The organism is Micromonospora sp. DT48, assembly GCF_049844495.1.
Classification (GTDB): Bacteria; Actinomycetota; Actinomycetes; order Mycobacteriales; family Micromonosporaceae; genus Micromonospora.
This window is the reverse complement of sequence record NZ_JBNCLE010000015.1, coordinates 1-17157: the sequence shown is the minus strand read 5'-3', so window position 1 is coordinate 17157 and position 17157 is coordinate 1. Positions and strand designations below refer to the sequence as shown.

General features: G+C 71.2%; 17 protein-coding genes. All 17 read right to left on the bottom strand.

Going from position 1 to position 17157, the window contains the following annotated elements; genetic code table 11:
* The gene (locus ACLQ2S_RS18985; RefSeq protein ID WP_309222643.1) at positions 1-954 is read right to left on the bottom strand and encodes a cation diffusion facilitator family transporter; all 954 of its coding nucleotides are present in this window, start codon (positions 952-954) and stop codon (positions 1-3) included.
* Complete coding sequence (locus tag ACLQ2S_RS18980; protein WP_309222644.1) at positions 951-2147, bottom strand: SIS domain-containing protein; 1197 nt, start codon at positions 2145-2147, stop codon at positions 951-953. Before ACLQ2S_RS18980 ends, ACLQ2S_RS18985 begins: the two co-directional genes overlap by 4 nt.
* The gene (locus ACLQ2S_RS18975; protein ID WP_309222645.1) at positions 2144-2326 is read right to left on the bottom strand and encodes a Trm112 family protein; all 183 of its coding nucleotides are present in this window, start codon (positions 2324-2326) and stop codon (positions 2144-2146) included. The genes ACLQ2S_RS18980 and ACLQ2S_RS18975 overlap by 4 nt, the downstream gene beginning before the upstream one ends.
* Positions 2327-2388: 62 nt before the next feature.
* Positions 2389-3768 carry a phosphomannomutase/phosphoglucomutase gene (locus ACLQ2S_RS18970; protein ID WP_425702213.1) on the bottom strand — a complete coding sequence of 460 codons (1380 nt, stop codon included), beginning with the start codon at positions 3766-3768 and terminating at the stop codon, positions 2389-2391.
* A 69-nt stretch (positions 3769-3837) separates the two neighbouring features.
* The gene (locus ACLQ2S_RS18965) at positions 3838-5181 is read right to left on the bottom strand and encodes a hypothetical protein (RefSeq protein WP_425702212.1); all 1344 of its coding nucleotides are present in this window, start codon (positions 5179-5181) and stop codon (positions 3838-3840) included.
* 121 nt (positions 5182-5302) lie between these two features.
* Positions 5303-5623 (bottom strand): hypothetical protein, encoded by a 321-nt coding sequence (locus ACLQ2S_RS18960; RefSeq protein ID WP_155215084.1) that lies wholly within the window; start codon positions 5621-5623, stop codon positions 5303-5305.
* A gap of 71 nt (positions 5624-5694) precedes the next feature.
* Entirely contained in the window at positions 5695-6375 is a 681-nt protein-coding gene (locus tag ACLQ2S_RS18955; RefSeq protein WP_309222647.1) for a hypothetical protein, read from the bottom strand.
* Between the two features lie 106 nt (positions 6376-6481).
* Positions 6482-7117, bottom strand: coding sequence for a M15 family metallopeptidase (locus ACLQ2S_RS18950; protein ID WP_309222648.1), 636 nt, complete (start codon positions 7115-7117; stop codon positions 6482-6484).
* The gene (locus ACLQ2S_RS18945; RefSeq protein ID WP_425702211.1) at positions 7114-8238 is read right to left on the bottom strand and encodes a D-alanine--D-alanine ligase family protein; all 1125 of its coding nucleotides are present in this window, start codon (positions 8236-8238) and stop codon (positions 7114-7116) included. The genes ACLQ2S_RS18950 and ACLQ2S_RS18945 overlap by 4 nt, the downstream gene beginning before the upstream one ends.
* 59 nt (positions 8239-8297) lie before the next feature.
* Positions 8298-9440, bottom strand: a complete 1143-nt coding sequence (locus ACLQ2S_RS18940; protein WP_230462276.1) for a threonine ammonia-lyase — start codon at positions 9438-9440, stop codon at positions 8298-8300.
* Positions 9441-9708: 268 nt separating this feature from the next.
* On the bottom strand, positions 9709-10767 hold the full coding sequence (locus ACLQ2S_RS18935) for a sensor histidine kinase (RefSeq protein WP_309222649.1): 1059 nt from the start codon (positions 10765-10767) through the stop codon (positions 9709-9711).
* Positions 10764-11429: a response regulator transcription factor gene (locus ACLQ2S_RS18930; protein ID WP_309222766.1), complete on the bottom strand. Its 666-nt coding sequence runs from the start codon at positions 11427-11429 to the stop codon at positions 10764-10766. Before ACLQ2S_RS18930 ends, ACLQ2S_RS18935 begins: the two co-directional genes overlap by 4 nt.
* Positions 11430-11635: 206 nt before the next feature.
* Positions 11636-12463: a G5 domain-containing protein gene (locus ACLQ2S_RS18925; protein WP_425702210.1), complete on the bottom strand. Its 828-nt coding sequence runs from the start codon at positions 12461-12463 to the stop codon at positions 11636-11638.
* Between the two features lie 190 nt (positions 12464-12653).
* Complete coding sequence (locus tag ACLQ2S_RS18920; RefSeq protein ID WP_425702209.1) at positions 12654-13472, bottom strand: ABC transporter permease; 819 nt, start codon at positions 13470-13472, stop codon at positions 12654-12656.
* Positions 13473-13527: 55 nt separating this feature from the next.
* Complete coding sequence (locus ACLQ2S_RS18915; protein WP_425702208.1) at positions 13528-14433, bottom strand: ABC transporter permease; 906 nt, start codon at positions 14431-14433, stop codon at positions 13528-13530.
* Positions 14434-14455: 22 nt separating this feature from the next.
* Positions 14456-15658 carry an ABC transporter ATP-binding protein gene (locus ACLQ2S_RS18910; RefSeq protein ID WP_425702207.1) on the bottom strand — a complete coding sequence of 401 codons (1203 nt, stop codon included), beginning with the start codon at positions 15656-15658 and terminating at the stop codon, positions 14456-14458.
* Positions 15603-16787, bottom strand: a complete 1185-nt coding sequence (locus ACLQ2S_RS18905) for a polyamine ABC transporter substrate-binding protein (protein ID WP_155215088.1) — start codon at positions 16785-16787, stop codon at positions 15603-15605. Before ACLQ2S_RS18905 ends, ACLQ2S_RS18910 begins: the two co-directional genes overlap by 56 nt.
* Positions 16788-17157: the final 370 nt, after the last annotated feature.

The following is a 17157-nucleotide window of genomic DNA, read 5'->3' as shown; positions in this document are numbered from 1 at the left end:
TCAGCTCTCCGTGCGCCCGGACGCGGTGGAGGACGCCTCCGGAGCCCGATAGATGTCCGGTTCGAGGTAGATGACCCGCGCCACCGGTACCGCCGCGCGGATCCGCTGCTCCACAACGTCGATCCCCCGGGCCACCTCCTCGGCGCTCTCGCACCGCGACACCGCCACCTTCGCGGCCACCATCAGTTCCTCCGGGCCGAGGTAGAGGGTCTTCATGTGGATGATCCGCTCCACCTCGGGACCAGCCGTGACCGCCTGCTCGATGGCCGCGACGTCCGCCGGCTCGGCTCCCTCGCCCAGCAGCAGGCTCTTGGTCTCCACGGCCAGCACGATCGCGATGGTCACCAGCAACAGACCGATCATCGCGGTACCGGCCGCGTCCCACCGACCGTCACCGGTGGCCAGGGTCAGCCCCACCCCGAACAGGGCGAAGACCAGACCGACCAGCGCGCCGAAGTCCTCCAGCAGCACCACCGGCAGCTCCGGCGCCTTCGACCGGCGGATGAACCGCGTCCAGCTCTCCTTGCCCCGGACCTGGTTGGACTCCCTGATGGCGGTACGGAAGGAGAACGACTCCATCACGATCGCCACCACCAGGACGGCCACCGGCACCCACTGCCAACTGGTGATGCCGTGCGGGTCGGACCACTTGTGCCACGCCTCGTAGAGCGCGAACAGACCGCCCAGGCTGAACAGCACGATCGAGACGATGAACGCGTAGACGTAGCGTTCCCGGCCGTAGCCGAAGGGGTGCTGGGGGGTGGCAGCCCGCCGCGCCCGCTTGCCGCCGAGCAGCAGCAGAGCCTGGTTACCCGTGTCGGCGACCGAGTGGATGGACTCGGCGAGCATCGACGACGAGCTCGTGAGCAGATAGGCCACGAACTTCGTCACGGCGATGCCGGCGTTGGCAAGCAACGCGGCGAGGATCGCCTTGCTGCCACCCTGGGCACTCACTGGTTGGCTAGTTCCTTCATCTCGGTGATCGCCGGCACCGCCATCGGGTCCAGGCCGTGCGCCAACGCCAGGTAGATGGACGCGAAGTCGGGCACCGCCACCAGGGAGGCGAGCCGCTCCAACGCCGAACCACCCTCGGCGGTGACCACGTCACACCGTACGCCCCGCCGCTCGGCGAGGGTCTGCACCGCATCCGCACGGCGTTCCTCGACCGCCAGTGGCTCGTCGGCGTCGTCCTCCGCGTTCAGGCCACCGTCGCGCAACAGCACCACCCGCAGGCGGGTGCTGTCCCCGTTCGACTCGTCGGGATCGGCGAAGATGTCCCGCTCCCCCTCGGCCAGCCCGCCGAACACACCGTCGAGCAGACCGACCCGGCCCCGACCCGCCTCGCCCAGCGCGCCGGTGACCACCGGATAACGGGCGTTGGCCGACAGGGTGTCGCCGAAGCGACGAGCGGCGACCGCCGCCAGCGGCGACGAGCCCCACACGATCGGGATCGACCCGGCCAGCCCGAGGGCGAGGGACTTCGCCGGATTGACGAAGGACTCCGCGCTCGGGCGGCTGCGGTCCGCGTCGGCGTCCAGCCGGGCCGCCGTCTCCGCCAGATCCGCCTCGTTCACCTTGACCAGCCCGAGGGCCCGGGCGGCGAGCAGGACCGGCACGGTAAGCCCCCAGAGGCTGGCCCGAGCCGGTGCCCGCCGGGGCACCGGGATGAACGGGGCGCGGGCCCGATCGGCGACCGAGTGCAGTTGCGAGTCCGCCGGACCCACCGCGACCAACCGGGCTCCCCGGCGGTGGGCGGCCTCGGCGGCACCCAGCGCCTCGGGGCTGCGACCGGAGGCGCTGACCGCGATGACCACGTCGGCCGCGCCGACCCAGCCGGGCACCCCGGCGCTGCGGTGCGCGATGACCGGCACCGGGCAGCGTGGCCCGGCGACCGTGGCCAGCACGTCACCGGTACGCCCGGCGGTGCCGATGCCGGCGATCACGACCGCCCGGGGGCGTCCGTCGTCGGCGAGTACGGCGAGATTCGCCTCGGCGGCCAGGGCGGCCGACTCGCGGACCTGCGCGCCCGCCGAGGCGGTGTGCCGCAGCATGCCACCCGGATCCCGCTCGGCGAGCGCCTCCGGGTCGTCGAGAAGCCGTTCGTCGGCGTGGCGGTGCCCGCTGACACCGGCCGTTCCGTCGATCACGATCCCTCCGCGGGGCCGCGCGCCTCGTCCAGCAGCAGCACCGGTACGTCGTCGCGGACCTCGAAGATCCGGCCGCACTCGGTGCAGGTCAACGTCTGGGCCTGCGAGTCGTAGGTCAGCGGGGCATGGTGTGTGTCCGGGCAGGCGAGGATTTCCAGCAATTGCGGGTCGAGGGCCACTGCGCGGCTCCTTCCACGTATGCGGCTACACCGGTCGGCGGTGCCGACCGGCCCGAGCGATCTTATCGGCGTACCCGGTCGAGCACCTCGTCGCGCAGCGCGGCCATCCGCTCGGCGGTCGGTGCCTCGACGTTGAGCCGCAGCAGCGGCTCGGTGTTCGAGGCGCGCAGGTTGAACCACGCCCCGTCGGGAAAACGCAGGGTGAGTCCGTCCATCTCGTCGGCCTCGGCTTCCGGGTACGCGGCACGCACCTCGGCCACCTTGGCGGCCTGGTCCGCCACGGTGGAGTTGATCTCACCCGAGGCGACGTACCGCTCGTACTCGGCGGCCAGCGTGGACAACGGCAGCGGCTGCTCGCCGAGGGCCGCCAGGGTGTGCATCGCCGCCAACATGCCGGTGTCGGCGAACCAGAAGTCCCGGAAGTAGTAGTGCGCCGAGTGCTCACCACCGAAGACCGCGTTGGTACGCGCCATCTCGGCCTTGATGAACGAGTGACCGACCCGGGCCACCACCGGTTCACCCCCGTGCTCGCGGATGATCTCCGGCACCGCGCTGGAGGTGATCAGGTTGTGGATGACCGTCGCGCCCGGATGCTTGGCCAACTCCCGGGCCGCCACCAGGGCGGTGATCGCCGACGGGGAGACCGGCTCACCCCGCTCGTCCACCACGAAGCACCGGTCCGCGTCGCCGTCGAACGCCAGGCCGATGTCCGCACCGTGTGCCACCACCGCGCGTTGCAGGTCGACCAGGTTGGCCGGATCCAGCGGGTTGGCCTCGTGGTTGGGGAACGTGCCGTCCAACTCGAAGTACAACGGCACGATCCGCAGCGGCAGGGCCTCCAGGACGGCGTCGCCGAGCACACTCGGCACGGTGTGCCCGCCCATTCCGTTGCCCGCGTCCACCACCACCGTCAACGGCCGGATATTGGCGAGGTCCACCAGCGTGCGCAGGTGTGCCGCGTAGTCGGGCAGCAGGTCACGCCGCTGCGTCGGGGCGGTCGGCTCACCCAGCGGCTCGTCCTTGTCGAGCAACGCCTGGGCCCGGTCGCGGACCTCGGCCAGCCCGCTGTCCTGCCCGACGGGGCGAGCGCCGGCGTGGCACAGCTTGATGCCGTTGTACTGCGCCGGGTTGTGGCTGGCGGTGAACATCGCCCCGGGCAACCCGAGCGCACCGGAGGCGTAGTAGACCATGTCGGTCGAGGCGAGCCCGATCTCGATGACCGGGCGTCCCTCGGCGCGTACGCCGGTGGCGAAGGCGGCGGCCAGTCCGGGGCCGGAGGCCCGCATGTCGTGCCCGATCAGCACGGCCTGCCCCGGCTCACCGGCCGTGTCGAGCATCTGCGCGAAGGCGACACCGAGCGCACCTGCGACACGCTCGTCCCACTGCTCCGGCACCGTCCCACGGACGTCGTACGCCTTCACGATCCGGGACAGATCAGACACCGGTTCCACTCCTCGCCTGCGGGTCGTCAACGAACCTGAGCGTATCGGAGTGGGGGCAGCCACCCCGGCTCAGCCGCCGAGCCCGTGCCCGTACTCCGACTCGTCGCCCTTCTCGGCACCCGGTGACCCGTCCGGATATCCGGGCCGCTGGCCGGGCGCGGGCGGCGGAACGGCGGCGAATCCGGCCGGTGCGCCCGAGACCGGCGCGGCCGGGCCGGACGGCGGCGCGGCCCGACCGACCCCGGGGCGCCCCGGGTCGGACAGCGGCGCGGCCGGGGCGGAGGCCGGTGGCGCGGAGGTGGGCGGAACGGTCCGCGCCGGTGGCACAGCCGCACGGGCGGACGTGCCGGATGGGATCGGTCGAGTCTGACCAGCCGGATCACCCGGCAGGGGCGCCTCGCTCGGGTCGGCCGGTCGGGCACCGTACAGACCGCCGGTCGGGCGGGGTGCCGGGGTGCCGCCGTAGACCCGTGGTGTGCCGGGCCGGCTCGTCCCGTACGTCTGACCGGGCGCTGCGCCGCCCGCCGGCTTTGGCGGCGACGCCGGCGCGGTGCCCGGCGGGATCGGCGCGGCACCGAGTGGGGGTACGACCGGCGCGGCACCCTGCCCACCGGACCGGTAGGTGGTGCCGCCCGGGTTGCGCGGCTGCGGAATCTCGAATCCCGCAGCCGAACCGCGACGAGCCTTGCGTTCCTTGCGGGAGCGGTGGATCAACAGCCCGATGAGCAGCGCACCGGCGGCGACCATCGCGATGCCGAAGTACATCACCGGTGATCCGCCGGAGGACTCCGGAGCGGTCTGGGCGAGACCGTCGGTCTTCTCGGCGGCGAGCGCCACGGTCGGCGACGCCTCTACGGTCGGCTCCTCAGGCACCTCCTCGCTGGGCGAGGGGGTGGGCGACGGCGAGGCCGTGACCCGCCCGCCCACCACCCGCGACGACGTGGCCGCCCGGCCCAGCACGACGCCCCGTGCCGTGGTCGCCTCGCCGGTCACCACCAGTCGCCCACCGGGGGCGTCGGCGGCGAAGGCGATGCGGTACCGCATGTTCGCCCGCTTGCCCTTGCACAGCTCGTCCTTGTCGGGGGCGACCGGTGCGGTGGTGACCAGTCCCGTGCCGCCGGAGACGCCCACCGGCACCCAGCTACCGCCCACGTTCGCCTGCACCGCCACCTGGTCGACCCGTACGTCGGGCAGGCTCAGACCCAGCGCGGTGCGTACCCGCACGCACCCGTCGGTGCGCCTGCGCACCTCCACCGTCACGTTCCCGGCGGAACGGCCCGCGGTGAGGCTGCTCGCCGAACGCACCCGCACCCGGTCCTCGTCGGCGTGCGCGGGCGCACCACCGAGCGCCACCAGGGCACCCAGGAACACGCAGATCGCTGCGAGCCGCGCCGTGTGCCGACGTACCGACATGATCAACCACCGTTCCTCCCCCGACGGGGGAACGCCGGTCAGGCTACTACCGGGGCCAGACGTCGGCCTGTCATCGAGCACCCCGCATGTGCGCCGCACCACGTCGACGGCCACCCACCGATCACGCTTGGCGGCCCGGCCCCTGCTCCGATCCAGACCCGTCGGAGCCATGGCCGCCGGGGTCAGACCTGTCCGAGCGGTGCCCGTCGGTCCCGGACCTGTCGGGATCGGGCCTGTCCGAGCCGAGCCTGTCGGGGTCGGGCTTGTCGCCTCCGCGACCCGTCGCATCGAACGCCAGGGCGAACGCGATGCCCATGCCTATCCCGATGCCGATTCCGGCGGCACCGTCGAGCGCCGCCATGCCGATCACCAAGCCGAGCAGGATTCCCACCGGCCAGGCCCAGAACCGTCGGTCACCGCCCTTCTTCTCCGGTGCTGCCATCCCACGAGCCTATTGCGCTCTCCCCGGGCCCGCAGCGCCACGCGTCGACACCACCGCCGCCCGGTGTGCGCTCAGCGCAGGATCTCGACGGTGTTCTTGCGCACCAGGTTCTTGCCCGGCTCCCGGATCTGCTCCATCGCCGCCGAGTTCAGCAGCACGCAACTGCCCGACGGACCGGTGATGGTGACCGTGGTCGACTTGTTGTTGTCCAGGTTGGTCACCCGCAGCCGGGTACCGACCGGGAAGCGGTCGCTCGTCGCAGCCGGTCCGGCGGCCTCGTCGAAGAAGGTGATCGCCCCCTGGCAGGCCGATCCGGTGACCGGGCGGGCCGCCGGCGGTGAGGCCGAACCCGGACGGTCGCCGACCTTCCCCGGCTGTGGCGCGTCCGGCTGCACGGCGACCTCACCGATCCGCTCGACCACGTTGCGCCGGATCACGTTCTTGCCGGGCTCGCGGACGAGGTCCATGGCAGCGGCGTTGAGCAGCACGCAGCTGCCCGAGGGCCCGACCACTGTCAGCTCCGCCGACCTGTCGTTGTCGAGGTTCGTCACCCGCAGCCGGGTACCGACCGGGAACTGGTTGCTGGTGGCGGCCGGTGCGCCACTCTCGGCCGAGAATGTGATCGATCCCGAGCAGACGCTCGACCGGGTCGGTGCGCTGTCAGCGAATCCGAGTCCGGTGCCTACCGCCAGCGTCGCCGCGGCGACCACCGCCACCCCCGCCGCCAGCATGTGCTTCCGCTCCAGCTTCACCTGTTCCTCCAGTCCTCACACCATGTGTTCGAGGGCTGGTACGGCCGGGAGGCGGCTTCCAGTTCAGCGACGTGACACTTATCGAAACACGTTTCGACAGCACCGGTCATACCGGTCCGTAACGGGTGCTCGGCGCACCCGTCAACAACGCCCAGTAGCGGTCGCCGTACGACCAGTGCCACCACTCGGTCGGGTAGTTCACCAGGCCGGCTCCGCGCAGCGCACCCGCCATGATCTGCCGGTGCCGACGGGCGTCAGCCCCGATCGACGACGCCGCGGTGAAACAAGCGCCGCCACTCGCCTCCGGGGTGGCATCCACCTCGGTGCCCATGTCCAGTTCGACGCCGTCGGCGGTGCACAGGGTCAGGTCCACCGCGCCACCGGTGCTGTGCGGTGCGACCTCCACCGGCGAGACGAACTTGGTGGTCTCCCGGTGCAGCCGCTCCGGCGACCAGTCCGGGTGGAGTCGCCGCAGCTCCTCCTGGTAGCCGGTGAAGATGGCCAGCTGCGCCTGGTAGGGCCGATAACCCTCGATGATCAGTAGACGCAACCCGTCGGGCAACGCGCGCTGCGCGGTGAGGAGACGGTCCACCACCGGTCGGCGCAGCCGGGCGTACGCGCCGATCGGGTCGGCGGCCCGCTCGTCCAGCCGCAACTCGGGGACCTCACGCAGGTCGACCAGCGGCTCACCGTCGTCGGCACCGGGCACCGCCGCGACCCGGGGATCGCAGAGGAGGATCACCGTCGGCCTCCCCGGCTCGGCCGCTCCGCGTGCCGGGCGAAGGCCAGCGCGACCAGGCGGTCCAGGATCTTCCGGTAGTCGAGACCGGACGCCGCCCACACCTTCGGGTACATCGAGTGCGCGGTGAACCCCGGCATGGTGTTCAACTCGTTGACGTACAGCTCGGCGGCGTCCTCGTCGTAGAGGAAGTCGACCCGGGCCAGGCCCCAGCCGCCGATCGCGGCGAACGCCCGTACCGACAGCTCCCGGATCCGCTCGGTCACCTCGGGCGACAGGGCAGCCGGGACCACCATCGGGTCGGTCTCGCCAAAGTACTTCTGGCGGTAGTCGAACCAGCCGCCGCTGACCCGCACCTCGCCGACCGCCGACGCCTCCGGACTGGTACCGCCGAGCACCCCGCACTCCAGTTCGCGGCCGTCGACCCCCTGCTCCACCACGACCACCGTGTCGTGTCGCAGCGCCTCCTCGATCGCCGCCGCCAGGTCGTCCCCCTCGGCCACCCGGGAGATGCCGATCGAGGAACCCATCCGGGCCGGCTTGACGAACAGCGGCCTGCGCAGCCCCAACACCAGCTTCTCCGGCTCCGACGTGGTCCGGTAGGTGGTCGCGTCGAAGGAGACGTGCGGCGTGATCGGCACCCCCTCGGCCCGCAGGGCACGCTTCATCGCCACCTTGTCCATCCCGACGGCGGAGGCGAGGATGCCGCACCCGACGTACGGCACGCCCAGGGATTCGAGCAGCCCCTGCACCACCCCGTCCTCACCGAACGGGCCGTGCAACGCCGGGAAGACCACGTCCAGTTCGGCGTGCACCAGGCCCGAATCGTCCATCGCGGTCACCACCGCCGTACCGGCACGTGGCCCGGCCCGCAGTTCCACCGCTGGACCGATCACCGTCAGCCGGTCGTCTATGGCCCGCTCGCCGACCGAACCGCCGAGGAACCCGGACAGCGCCGCGTCCGGCACGAGCCGCAGCCCACCGTCGTGAGTGACCCCGATGGCGACGACGCGGTACTCGCCGCCGGCCAGCGCTCGGGCCACGCCGAGCGCCGACGCGCAGGAGACGTCGTGCTCCGCCGACGGGCCGCCGAACAGGATTCCGATCCGTACTGGTGCACTCATGCCCTCGCCTCGCTCTACTCGCCCACGGCCCAGACCCGACGTCTTGCTGATCAACTCGTTCACGCCACTGCCACCTCTGCCGCACGTCGGGCGGTAGCCGCCAACCGGGCGACCAGTTCCGCCTCCACGTTTCCGCCGGTCAGCACCACGCCGACCGTGCGCCGCCGACGCCGACCGGCAGCCAGCGCCGGTGCCCCTTCATCCACGCCGACCGGCCGCTTCCCCCCGGCTGGGCCGCTCGGCCGCAGCGGCTCATCCGGGCCGTTTGGCCGCAGCCCCCCATCCGGGCCGCTCGGCCACAGCGCCCCGGCGGCGGCGAGCCGTAGGGCTCCGGCCAATCCCGCCGCCCCGGACGGTTCGGCCAGCACCTTCAGTTCCAGCAGGAGCAACCGGAACGCCTCGGCGATCTCGTCGTCGTCCACCCGCACCACGCCACGCAGCCGGTTGCGCAGGACGGCGAAGGGCAGCTCGCCCACACAGGACGGACGCAGTCCGTCGGCGATCGTCTGCCCCGGGATGACCGGGACCGGTCGGCCGGCGGCCAGGCTGCGAGCCAGCGAGTCGCAGCCGTGCGGCTCCACGCCGTACACCTCGATCTGCCGACCTGTCGCGGCCAGGCAGGCACCCGCCGCGCCACCGCCGCCACCGACCGGCAGCACGAGGGCGTCCAACGGGGTACCGGCCCGCTCGGCCTCCTCGATGAGTTCGAGGCTGGCGCTGCCCTGTCCCGCGATGACGTCCGGATGGTCGTACGCGTCGACGATCGGGTGACCGGTCTCGTCGCTCACCCGGCGCGCCACGGCCAACCGCTCCTCGACCGTCGTACCGGCGAGGACCACCCGGGCGCCCGCCGCGCGTGCCCTGGCCACCTTCGTCGATGCCGCGTCGACCGGAAGTACCACCGTGGCGGCCAGCTCGAACCGCCGCGCCGCAAGCGCCACCGCCACCGCGTGGTTGCCGGTGCTCTGGGCGACCACCCCGGCGTGCCCGGCCGCTGCCAGCCGGCCCACCGCGAACAGCCCGCCACGCATCTTGTAGGAACCACCGGCCTGGAGGTTCTCCGCCTTCAGCAACACCCGGGCGCCGGCCAGCCGGTCGATGGCGGGTGCGCGCAACACCGGGGTACGCAGTACCCGCCCGGCCAGCCACCGGGCCGCCTCCGGCACGTCCGGAGCGGCTCCGGACGGATCGGTGTGGGACATCTGCTCTCCTTGAAAGTCGATCGTCGAAGGCCCGTCGGCGCTGCGGCGTCGGGCAGGCTCGACGGGAGTGGTCGGGATGGTTGGTCGCGGGCGGAAGCGCGCCGGCCGGGCAGGTCGAGCCGGGCAGTACCGTCCAGCCCGGCGATCAGTCGATCTGCTGGTGGTCCTTGACGATCACGTGCCAGAGCAGGACCAGCAGGATGCAGCCGCCCTTGGACGTGCGGCCCCGTGGGCGGTGGTGCGCTGTGTTACCGGCCGGGCGGCCGGGTCAGGTCGTGGTGGGTAGTTCGACATCCACCCGCAGCCCGCCGTACTCGGCCGGACGGGCGGAGATCAGGCCGTCGTGCGCCTGGGTGATCGAGCGGGCGATGGCCAGGCCGAGGCCGGCACCGCCGCTGTGGTTCGTACGGTCCCGGGCCAGGCGGCGGAACGGCTCGAAGAGCCCGGACACCGCCTCAGCGGGCACCACCTGGCCAGTGTTGACCACGGTGAGGGCCGGACTGCGGCCGACCGTGACGGTGATGGTGCCGCCCGGCCGGTTGTACTTGATCGCGTTTTCGACGAGGTTCGTCACCAGGCGTTCCAGCAGTACCCGCTCGCCCAGCACCGTGCGGGGTTCCAGATGGCTCTGCACCGTCACCCCGGCCTCGGTGATCCGGTCCTGGTAGGCGGCCAGCACCCCGGCAACGACCTGGTCGAGCCGCTGCGCGGTACGTGAGCGCAGCCCCTGGTCGCTCTCGCTGAGCGCGAGCAGCCCCTCGATGAGCCGCTCGTTGCGTTCGTTGGTCTCCAGCAGTTGCCCGGTCAGCAGCTCCAACTGTTCCCCGGTGAGCGCCCGGGACATACCGACCTCGATCAGCGTCCGCTGCACCGCCAACGGCGTACGCAGCTCGTGGGAGGCGTTCGCGGCGAACCGCCGTTGCCCCTCGTAGCCTGCCGCGATGCGCTCCATCATCTCGTCGATGGCGCGCGCCAGCCGGGCCAGCTCGTCGTCGCCACGCGGGCAGAGCCGGTGACCAAGGTTCTGCGGCCCGACCTGGGCGATCGGCCCGGCCAGGTCCCGCACCGGACGCAGACACCACCGTGCCGTGGCCCAGATCGCGGCGACCAACACCACGAGGACGGCCAACCTGGTGAGCGGAAAGGCCAGCGTGCTGAGTTCCCGTGCCGGTTGGCACACCAGACTCATCCCGGGCAGCCCGGAGCGACAGAACCCCTCGGCCCCCATCCACACCCCACCGAGCACCGACTTCGTCAGGCCGGGCAGGGCGTACCCGACGAGCAGGGCGACCACGCCGACCAGCACGACGCGCCAGCGCGGACTCACTCGGCACCGCCGATGCGGTACCCGGCCCGGGGAACGGTGTGGATGATCTGGGGCGAGCCCAGCTTCTTACGCAGCGTCATCACGGTCACCCGAACCACGTTGGTGAACGGGTCGGCGAACTCGTCCCACGCCTGTTCGAGGAGATCCTCGGCGCTGACCACCCGGCCCTCAGCGCGGAGCAGCACGTGCAGCACCGCGAACTCCTTCGGGCTCAGGCTGACCGGGCGGTCACCCCGGGTGACCGTGTGCCGGGCCACGTCCAACCGGACGCCGTACGCCTCCAGCACCGGCGGAAGGGCCGGCGCGGAGCGGCGGCCCAACGCCTGTACCCGGGCCACCAGTTCGGCGAAGGCGAACGGCTTGGTCAGGTAGTCGTCGGCACCGAGTCCCAGGCCCTCCACCCGGTCCCGGATCCCGGCGGCGGCGGTGAGCAACAGCACTCGGGTGCCGGAACCGGACGCGGTCAGGGTGCGACACACCTCGTCGCCGGTATGTCCCGGCATGTCCCGGTCCAGCACCGCGACGTCGTACCGGTTGACCCCGACCCGGTCCAACGCTCCGTAACCGTCGTAGCAGACGTCCACCGCCATCGAGAGGCGACGCAGCCCCTCGGCGACGGTGTCCGCCAACAACCGCTCGTCGTCCGCCACCAGCACCCGCACGCTTCCGCTCCCCGTGGTCATCGCTGTCGGGCATACGTTCCCAGGCGGGAGTTAAGGATTCCGTAAGTGCCCGCCGCAGCAATACTCCACGTAACCACCCCAGCCGCCCACCACGGCCCGACGAGGCGGGCGAGATGGGCGGCTGAGGTGGTGGAGGTCAGGTGGGAGATCGACCCGCCAGGGCCCGCCGACCGGCGGGGGCGGGGTCAGTCGTCGCAGCCCCAGCCGTCGTTGTCGCGGTCGAGGTCGTAGATGTCCTCCCCGATGACCTTGACCGGACCGGTCACGTACGCGGGGCCGTTACCGCTGCCACCGGCACAGTCGACGTCACTGGCGATCGGCACACAGGGGCTGTAGTTCGGATCGCACTGGGCGGCCGCCTTGGTGCCCTCGGCCACGACCTCGGTCACCGCCTTCTTCGTCACGACCGAGCTGACCAGCTTCTTGCTGGTCTGCACCCCGTCCACCACCGTCACCCGGTAGGTCAGGGTGCGTACGCCGTCCACGCCCCGGGTGCGGACGACCCGCTTCCCCTTCGCCAACGACGGGTCCTGCACCGTGCGGGTGCCGTGCCGGATCACCTTCTTCTCCACCACGTCACGGGTCTGCACGACGGGGGTAGGGGCGACGGTCGGGCTCGTGGTGACGCCGCCCGGCACGGCCGACTCGGCCACCGCGTCGTCCGCCGACGGCACCGGCGTGGACGCGCCGCCCGCCGCCGGTTCACCGGAGGTGGCAGGCGGGGTGGCGGGCAACGGCTCAGCATCGTCCGACGCGGGTGCCGCTGGCGCGGGTACGGCGGTGGCGACGATGACCGGGGCCGCCTCCTCGTCGGCGACGGTGCCGGTACGCACCGGTTCCGGATCACCCACCAACGCGCCCACGACGGTGCTGCCGCCACAGCAGAGCAGCACGAACGACATGAGAACTCCGCCCAGGATCACCGTGACCCGGTGGCCGGGGCTGAGCCGGCTGAACCAGTTCGACGGCGGAACAGGCTGCGGCGGACCGGGAAAGGTCATCGGAGTAGTCACATCAGTGAGTCTCGTCAGCGATACTCCCGGCGCTATCCCCTGCTGCGGCGACTACCTACACCGAACGCGTTCGTCAGGTGACCGTCAGGGCCGCAACACGACTCCGATCGTCACACCGATGACACGACCGGGCTGCTGACCGTCATCGACCCCGCCACCGCCGCTTGGGCGAAAGGACGATGTGGACGACTCAGGGACGCGGGCCGGGCTCCGCTGCCCGGCGGCTTCGCCGTCCACCCACCGACGTGGCGAACACCAGCAACAACGCGGTCAGGAACATGGCCGTGCCGACCACGTTGACCTGCGGGGGGATGCCCCGCTGGGCGGCACCCCAGACGTACATCGGGAACGTGACGGTGGTACCCGAGTTGAAGTTCGTGATGATGAAGTCGTCGAAGCTGAGCGAGAACGCCAGCAGGGCGGCGGCAACGATGCCGGGTGACACCAGCGGCAGCGTGATCCGCCGGAACGTCTGCCACTCGCTGGCGTACAGATCCATCGCGGCCTCCTCCAGCCGCCTGTCCATGCCGGTCAGCCGCGCCTTGACGGTCACCACCACGAACGACAGACAGAACATGACGTGGGCGACGACGATCGTCCAGAAGCCGAGCGGCACCCCACCGGCGACGAAGAGGGCGAGCAGCGAGGTACCCATCACCAGTTCCGGCGTCGCCATCGGCAGGAAGACCAGCACATTGAGCCCGGACCTGCCACGGAACCGGTGCCGGGCCAGGGCGAACGCCACCAGCGTGCCGAGCGCGGTCGCCGCCACGGTGGCGAGGAACCCGATCTGCACGCTGCGCAGCACCGCGTCGCACATGCCGGAGGTCGCGCACGGGTTACGCCAGTTGTCCAGGGTGAACTCGTTGAAGTCGTACGACAGCCGGCTGGACGGGCGGTTGAACGACAACGCGGCGACCACGACGATCGGCAGGAGCAGGTAGCCGAGCACCAGCAGGGCCACCCCCATCACCCAGTGTTCGGTGCACCAGCGAAAGACCCGACTCACCGGGTCTGCCTTCCGTTCGCGACTGCGGGGCCCCGCTCCGCCGCACTCCCCGCGCTCACAGCAAATCCTCGGGGCTGGCGCGGCGCAGGTAGCCGAAGACCAGCGCGAGGATCGCCGACATCAGCAGGAAGGACAGCGCCGCGCCCTGCGGGTAGTCGAGCCGGATCAGGAACGCCGAGTCGATGACGTTGCCGATCATGTACTCGTTCGGGGTGCCGAGCAGTTCGGCGTTGATGTAGTCACCGGTCGCCGGGATGAGGAACAGCAGGGTGCCGGCGACCAGGCCGGGCATCGACAGCGGCAGGGTGACCCGGCGAAACGTCGCCAGCGGGCTCGCGTACAGGTCGCTGGCGGCCTCCAGCAGCCGGGGATCCAGCCGCTCCAGGCTCGCGTACAGCGGCAGCACCAGGAACGGCAGGAAGTTGTACGTCAGGCCGAGCACCACCGCGATCGGGGTGGCCAGCAGCCGACCGTCGGGGCCGAGCAGGTGCACGTCGCGCAGCAGCCCGACCAGCGCGCCGTTGTCCGACAGGATCGTCTTCCAGGCCAGCGTATGCACCAGGAAGCTGGTGAACATCGGCGCGATCACGCAGACCAGCAGCAGGTTCTTCCACCGGCCGGCCTTGCGCGCGATCGCGTACGCCAGCGGATAGCCCATCACCAGCGCCACCGCCAGCGCCATGCCGGCGTACCGGAAGGACCGCCCGAACTGCGGCCAGTACACCCGCAACGCCGCCGGATAGTTGCCGAACGCCCAAGCCGGTGCGTACCCGGTGGAAATCGAGCCGGTGGGGTCGTAGAGGCTGGCGGCGGCGAGTTGCCCCACCGGCATGGCGAAGAACAGCACCAGCCAGGCCGCGCCCGGCAGCACCAGCAGGTACGGCAGCAGCCGACGACGCCCCCACCGGGCCCTCGGCGACGAGCGCTCGGTGCCGGAGGGCAGTTGGGTCAACGCGGTCACGCGGTGAACCCGCCTGGTCGACTCACGACACACCGACCGGCTCACCCAGCTCCGGGGTGGTCCGGGCCTGGCCGTCGGCGCGGCCGAGCAGGAAGGCGTGCCGTGGGTGCCAGTACGCCACCGCCTGCTCGCCGACCGCGAAGCGCTGCCGGTCGCCACTGTTGGCGACGAAGACACTCAACTCGGCGCCCGCGCCGGTCCGCAGCGCGTACTGCGTGCTGACCCCGAGGTACGAGGCGTCGGTGACGGTGCCTTCGAGGTGCTGGTTTCCGGCGGGCACCTGCGCCACCGCCCCGGCCAGGCGCAGCTTCTCGGGGCGTACGCCCAGGAAGACCGGGCCCTGGTCGGTGCGGGACCGGCCGACGGGCACCGAGAAGCGCGTGCCGTGCGCGGTGACCAGCAGGTCGTCCCCGCTGCTGCCGGAGACGACACCGGCGATCAGGTTCGACTGGCCGAGGAAGGTGGCCACAAAGGCGGTCGCCGGGAACTCGTAGATGTCGGCCGGCGCACCGAGCTGCTCGATCCGTCCGGCGTTCATCACCGCGACCGTGTCCGCCATCGTCATGGCCTCCTCCTGGTCGTGGGTGACGTGCACGAAGCTGATGCCGACCTCGGTCTGGATCCGTTTGAGTTCGATCTGCATCTGGCGACGCAGTGTGAGGTCGAGCGCACCGAGCGGCTCGTCGAGCAGCAGCACCTGGGGATGGTTGATCAGGGCCCGTGCCAGCGCGACGCGCTGCTGCTGGCCGCCGGAGAGCTGGCCGGGTCGCCGCCGTTCGAAGCCGTCGAGCCGCACCAGAGACAACACCTGCCGCACCTGCCCGTCGACCGACCGGATGCCGCGCCGCCGCAGTCCGAAGGCGACGTTCTCGAAGACGTCCAGGTGCGGGAAGAGCGCGTAGCTCTGGAACACCGTGTTGACCGGCCGCTTGTACGGTCGCAGCCGGGTGATGTCGCGGTCGCCGAGCAGCACCTGCCCGCTGGTCGGCGGCTCCAGACCGGCGATCATCCGCAGGGTGGTGGTCTTGCCGCAGCCCGACGCGCCGAGCAGGGCGAAGAACGAGCCCTGCGGGACCGTCAGGCTCAGGTCGTCGACGGCGGTGAAGGCGCCGAACGTCTTGGTGAGGTTGGCCAGCCGCAGGTCCCCGGCCGGAGTCTCCCGCGCCACCTCAGGCTCCGATGACCTGCTGGAACCTGGTCTCGTAATCGCGTTCCCGCTGCTCATCGAGGGCCATGAAGACCCGGGCCTTGGCGAGCATGGCCTCGTCCGGGAAGATCAGCGGGTTCGCGGCCAGCTCCGGGTCGATCTTCTCCATCTCCGCCTGCGCCCCTTGGACCGGGCAGATGTAGTTGACGTAGGCGGCGAGCTGGGCGGCGACGGCCGGCTCGTAGTAGTAGTTGATCAGCGCTTCGGCGTTGGCCTTGTGGCTGGCCCGGTTCGGCACCACCATGTTGTCCGACCAGAGCAGCACACCGGATTCGGGCACCACGAACTTGATCCGTTCGTCGTCGAAGCCGAGTTGGATGATGTCGCCGGACCAGCCGATGCACGCGGCGATGTCACCCTTGGCCAGATCCGGCGCGTAGTCGTTGCCGGTGAAGCGGCGGATCTGCCCGGAGTCCACCGCCCGCTTGAGCTTGCTCAGCGCGTCGTCGAACTGGGCTGCGGTGAAGTCCGCCGGGTCGTGGCCGTTGGACAACAACAGCAGACCCATGGTGTCGCGCATCTCGCTGAGCGCGGTCACCTTGCCCTTGAGGTCGGGGCGGGTGAGCAGTTCGTCGACGGTACGGATCTCCCCGGTGACCCGGCCGTTGTAGGCCAGCCCGGCGAGGCCGGACTGCCATGGGATGGCGAGTTGGTTGTCGGCGTCGAAGGAGCGGTCGCGCAGCGACGGCAGGATGTTGGCCTCGACGTTCGGCAGCTTGGCCGGGTCGAGTCGTTGGATCCAGCCGAGCCGGATCATCCGGGCGGCCATCCAGTCGGACAGCACCATGATGTCGCGCCCGGTGCTCTGGCAGCCGGCGAGCTGGTGCTGCACCTTGCCGAAGAACTCGTTGTTGTCGTTGATGTCCTCGGTGTAGGTCACCTGGATGCCGCTGCGGCTGACGAACCCGTCCAGGCTGGGGCGCTTCGACTCGTCGTCGGGGTCCACGTCCATGTACTGCGGCCAGTTGGAGAACGCCAACGTCTGCTCCGAGCCGGACAGGTCCTCGCTGACGCAGCCCGCCTCGGTCTGCTGTGCGGCGGGGGTGCCGCAGCCGGCCACCGCGCCGCCAGTCGCGAGCAGCGCGGCCGACCCGAGAGCGCCGGTGAGCATCCCGCGCCGGGTGAGGGGCCGGAGGGCACTACGCATGTGACGACTCCTATCGGTGCTCGTCGGCGGCGGGACCGGCTGGGCGCACCGGCTAGCGGCTGAAGCTCAGCGACGACGGTCCGATCGCTCCCGCCGTGACGGCCAAGATCGACCGATGACAAACCGGCAGCAGGATACGACAACACCACCCCCACCCACCCCACCCACAACCCCCACCCTCACACCCCACCCCGCGCCGGGTGATCAAGAAGTTTTGGTCTCTTTTCGGGCCTCTGGGTGACCAAAACTTCTTGATCAACGCAGAAGGAGGGGCCCGGAGGGCCGGGGGTGGGGGGGTGGGGGGGTGTCCCTATGGGTTGTGTCAAGCGGCGAGGCGGGGTTCGGCCGCCGTTTTGGGCTGGTATGGCCG

Bases quoted from the DNA above. Each gene is read 5' to 3' on its own strand.
- ACLQ2S_RS18965 (WP_425702212.1), bottom strand. From the start codon at position 5,181: ATGTCGGTACGTCGGCACACGGCGCGGCTCGCAGCGATCTGCGTGTTC.
- ACLQ2S_RS18960 (WP_155215084.1), bottom strand. From the start codon at position 5,623: ATGGCAGCACCGGAGAAGAAGGGCGGTGACCGACGGTTCTGGGCCTGG.
- ACLQ2S_RS18945 (WP_425702211.1), bottom strand. From the start codon at position 8,238: ATGAGTGCACCAGTACGGATCGGAATCCTGTTCGGCGGCCCGTCGGCG.
- ACLQ2S_RS18940 (WP_230462276.1), bottom strand. From the start codon at position 9,440: ATGTCCCACACCGATCCGTCCGGAGCCGCTCCGGACGTGCCGGAGGCG.
- ACLQ2S_RS18910 (WP_425702207.1), bottom strand. From the start codon at position 15,658: ATGAGCAGCGGGAACGCGATTACGAGACCAGGTTCCAGCAGGTCATCG.
- ACLQ2S_RS18905 (WP_155215088.1), bottom strand. From the start codon at position 16,787: ATGCGTAGTGCCCTCCGGCCCCTCACCCGGCGCGGGATGCTCACCGGC.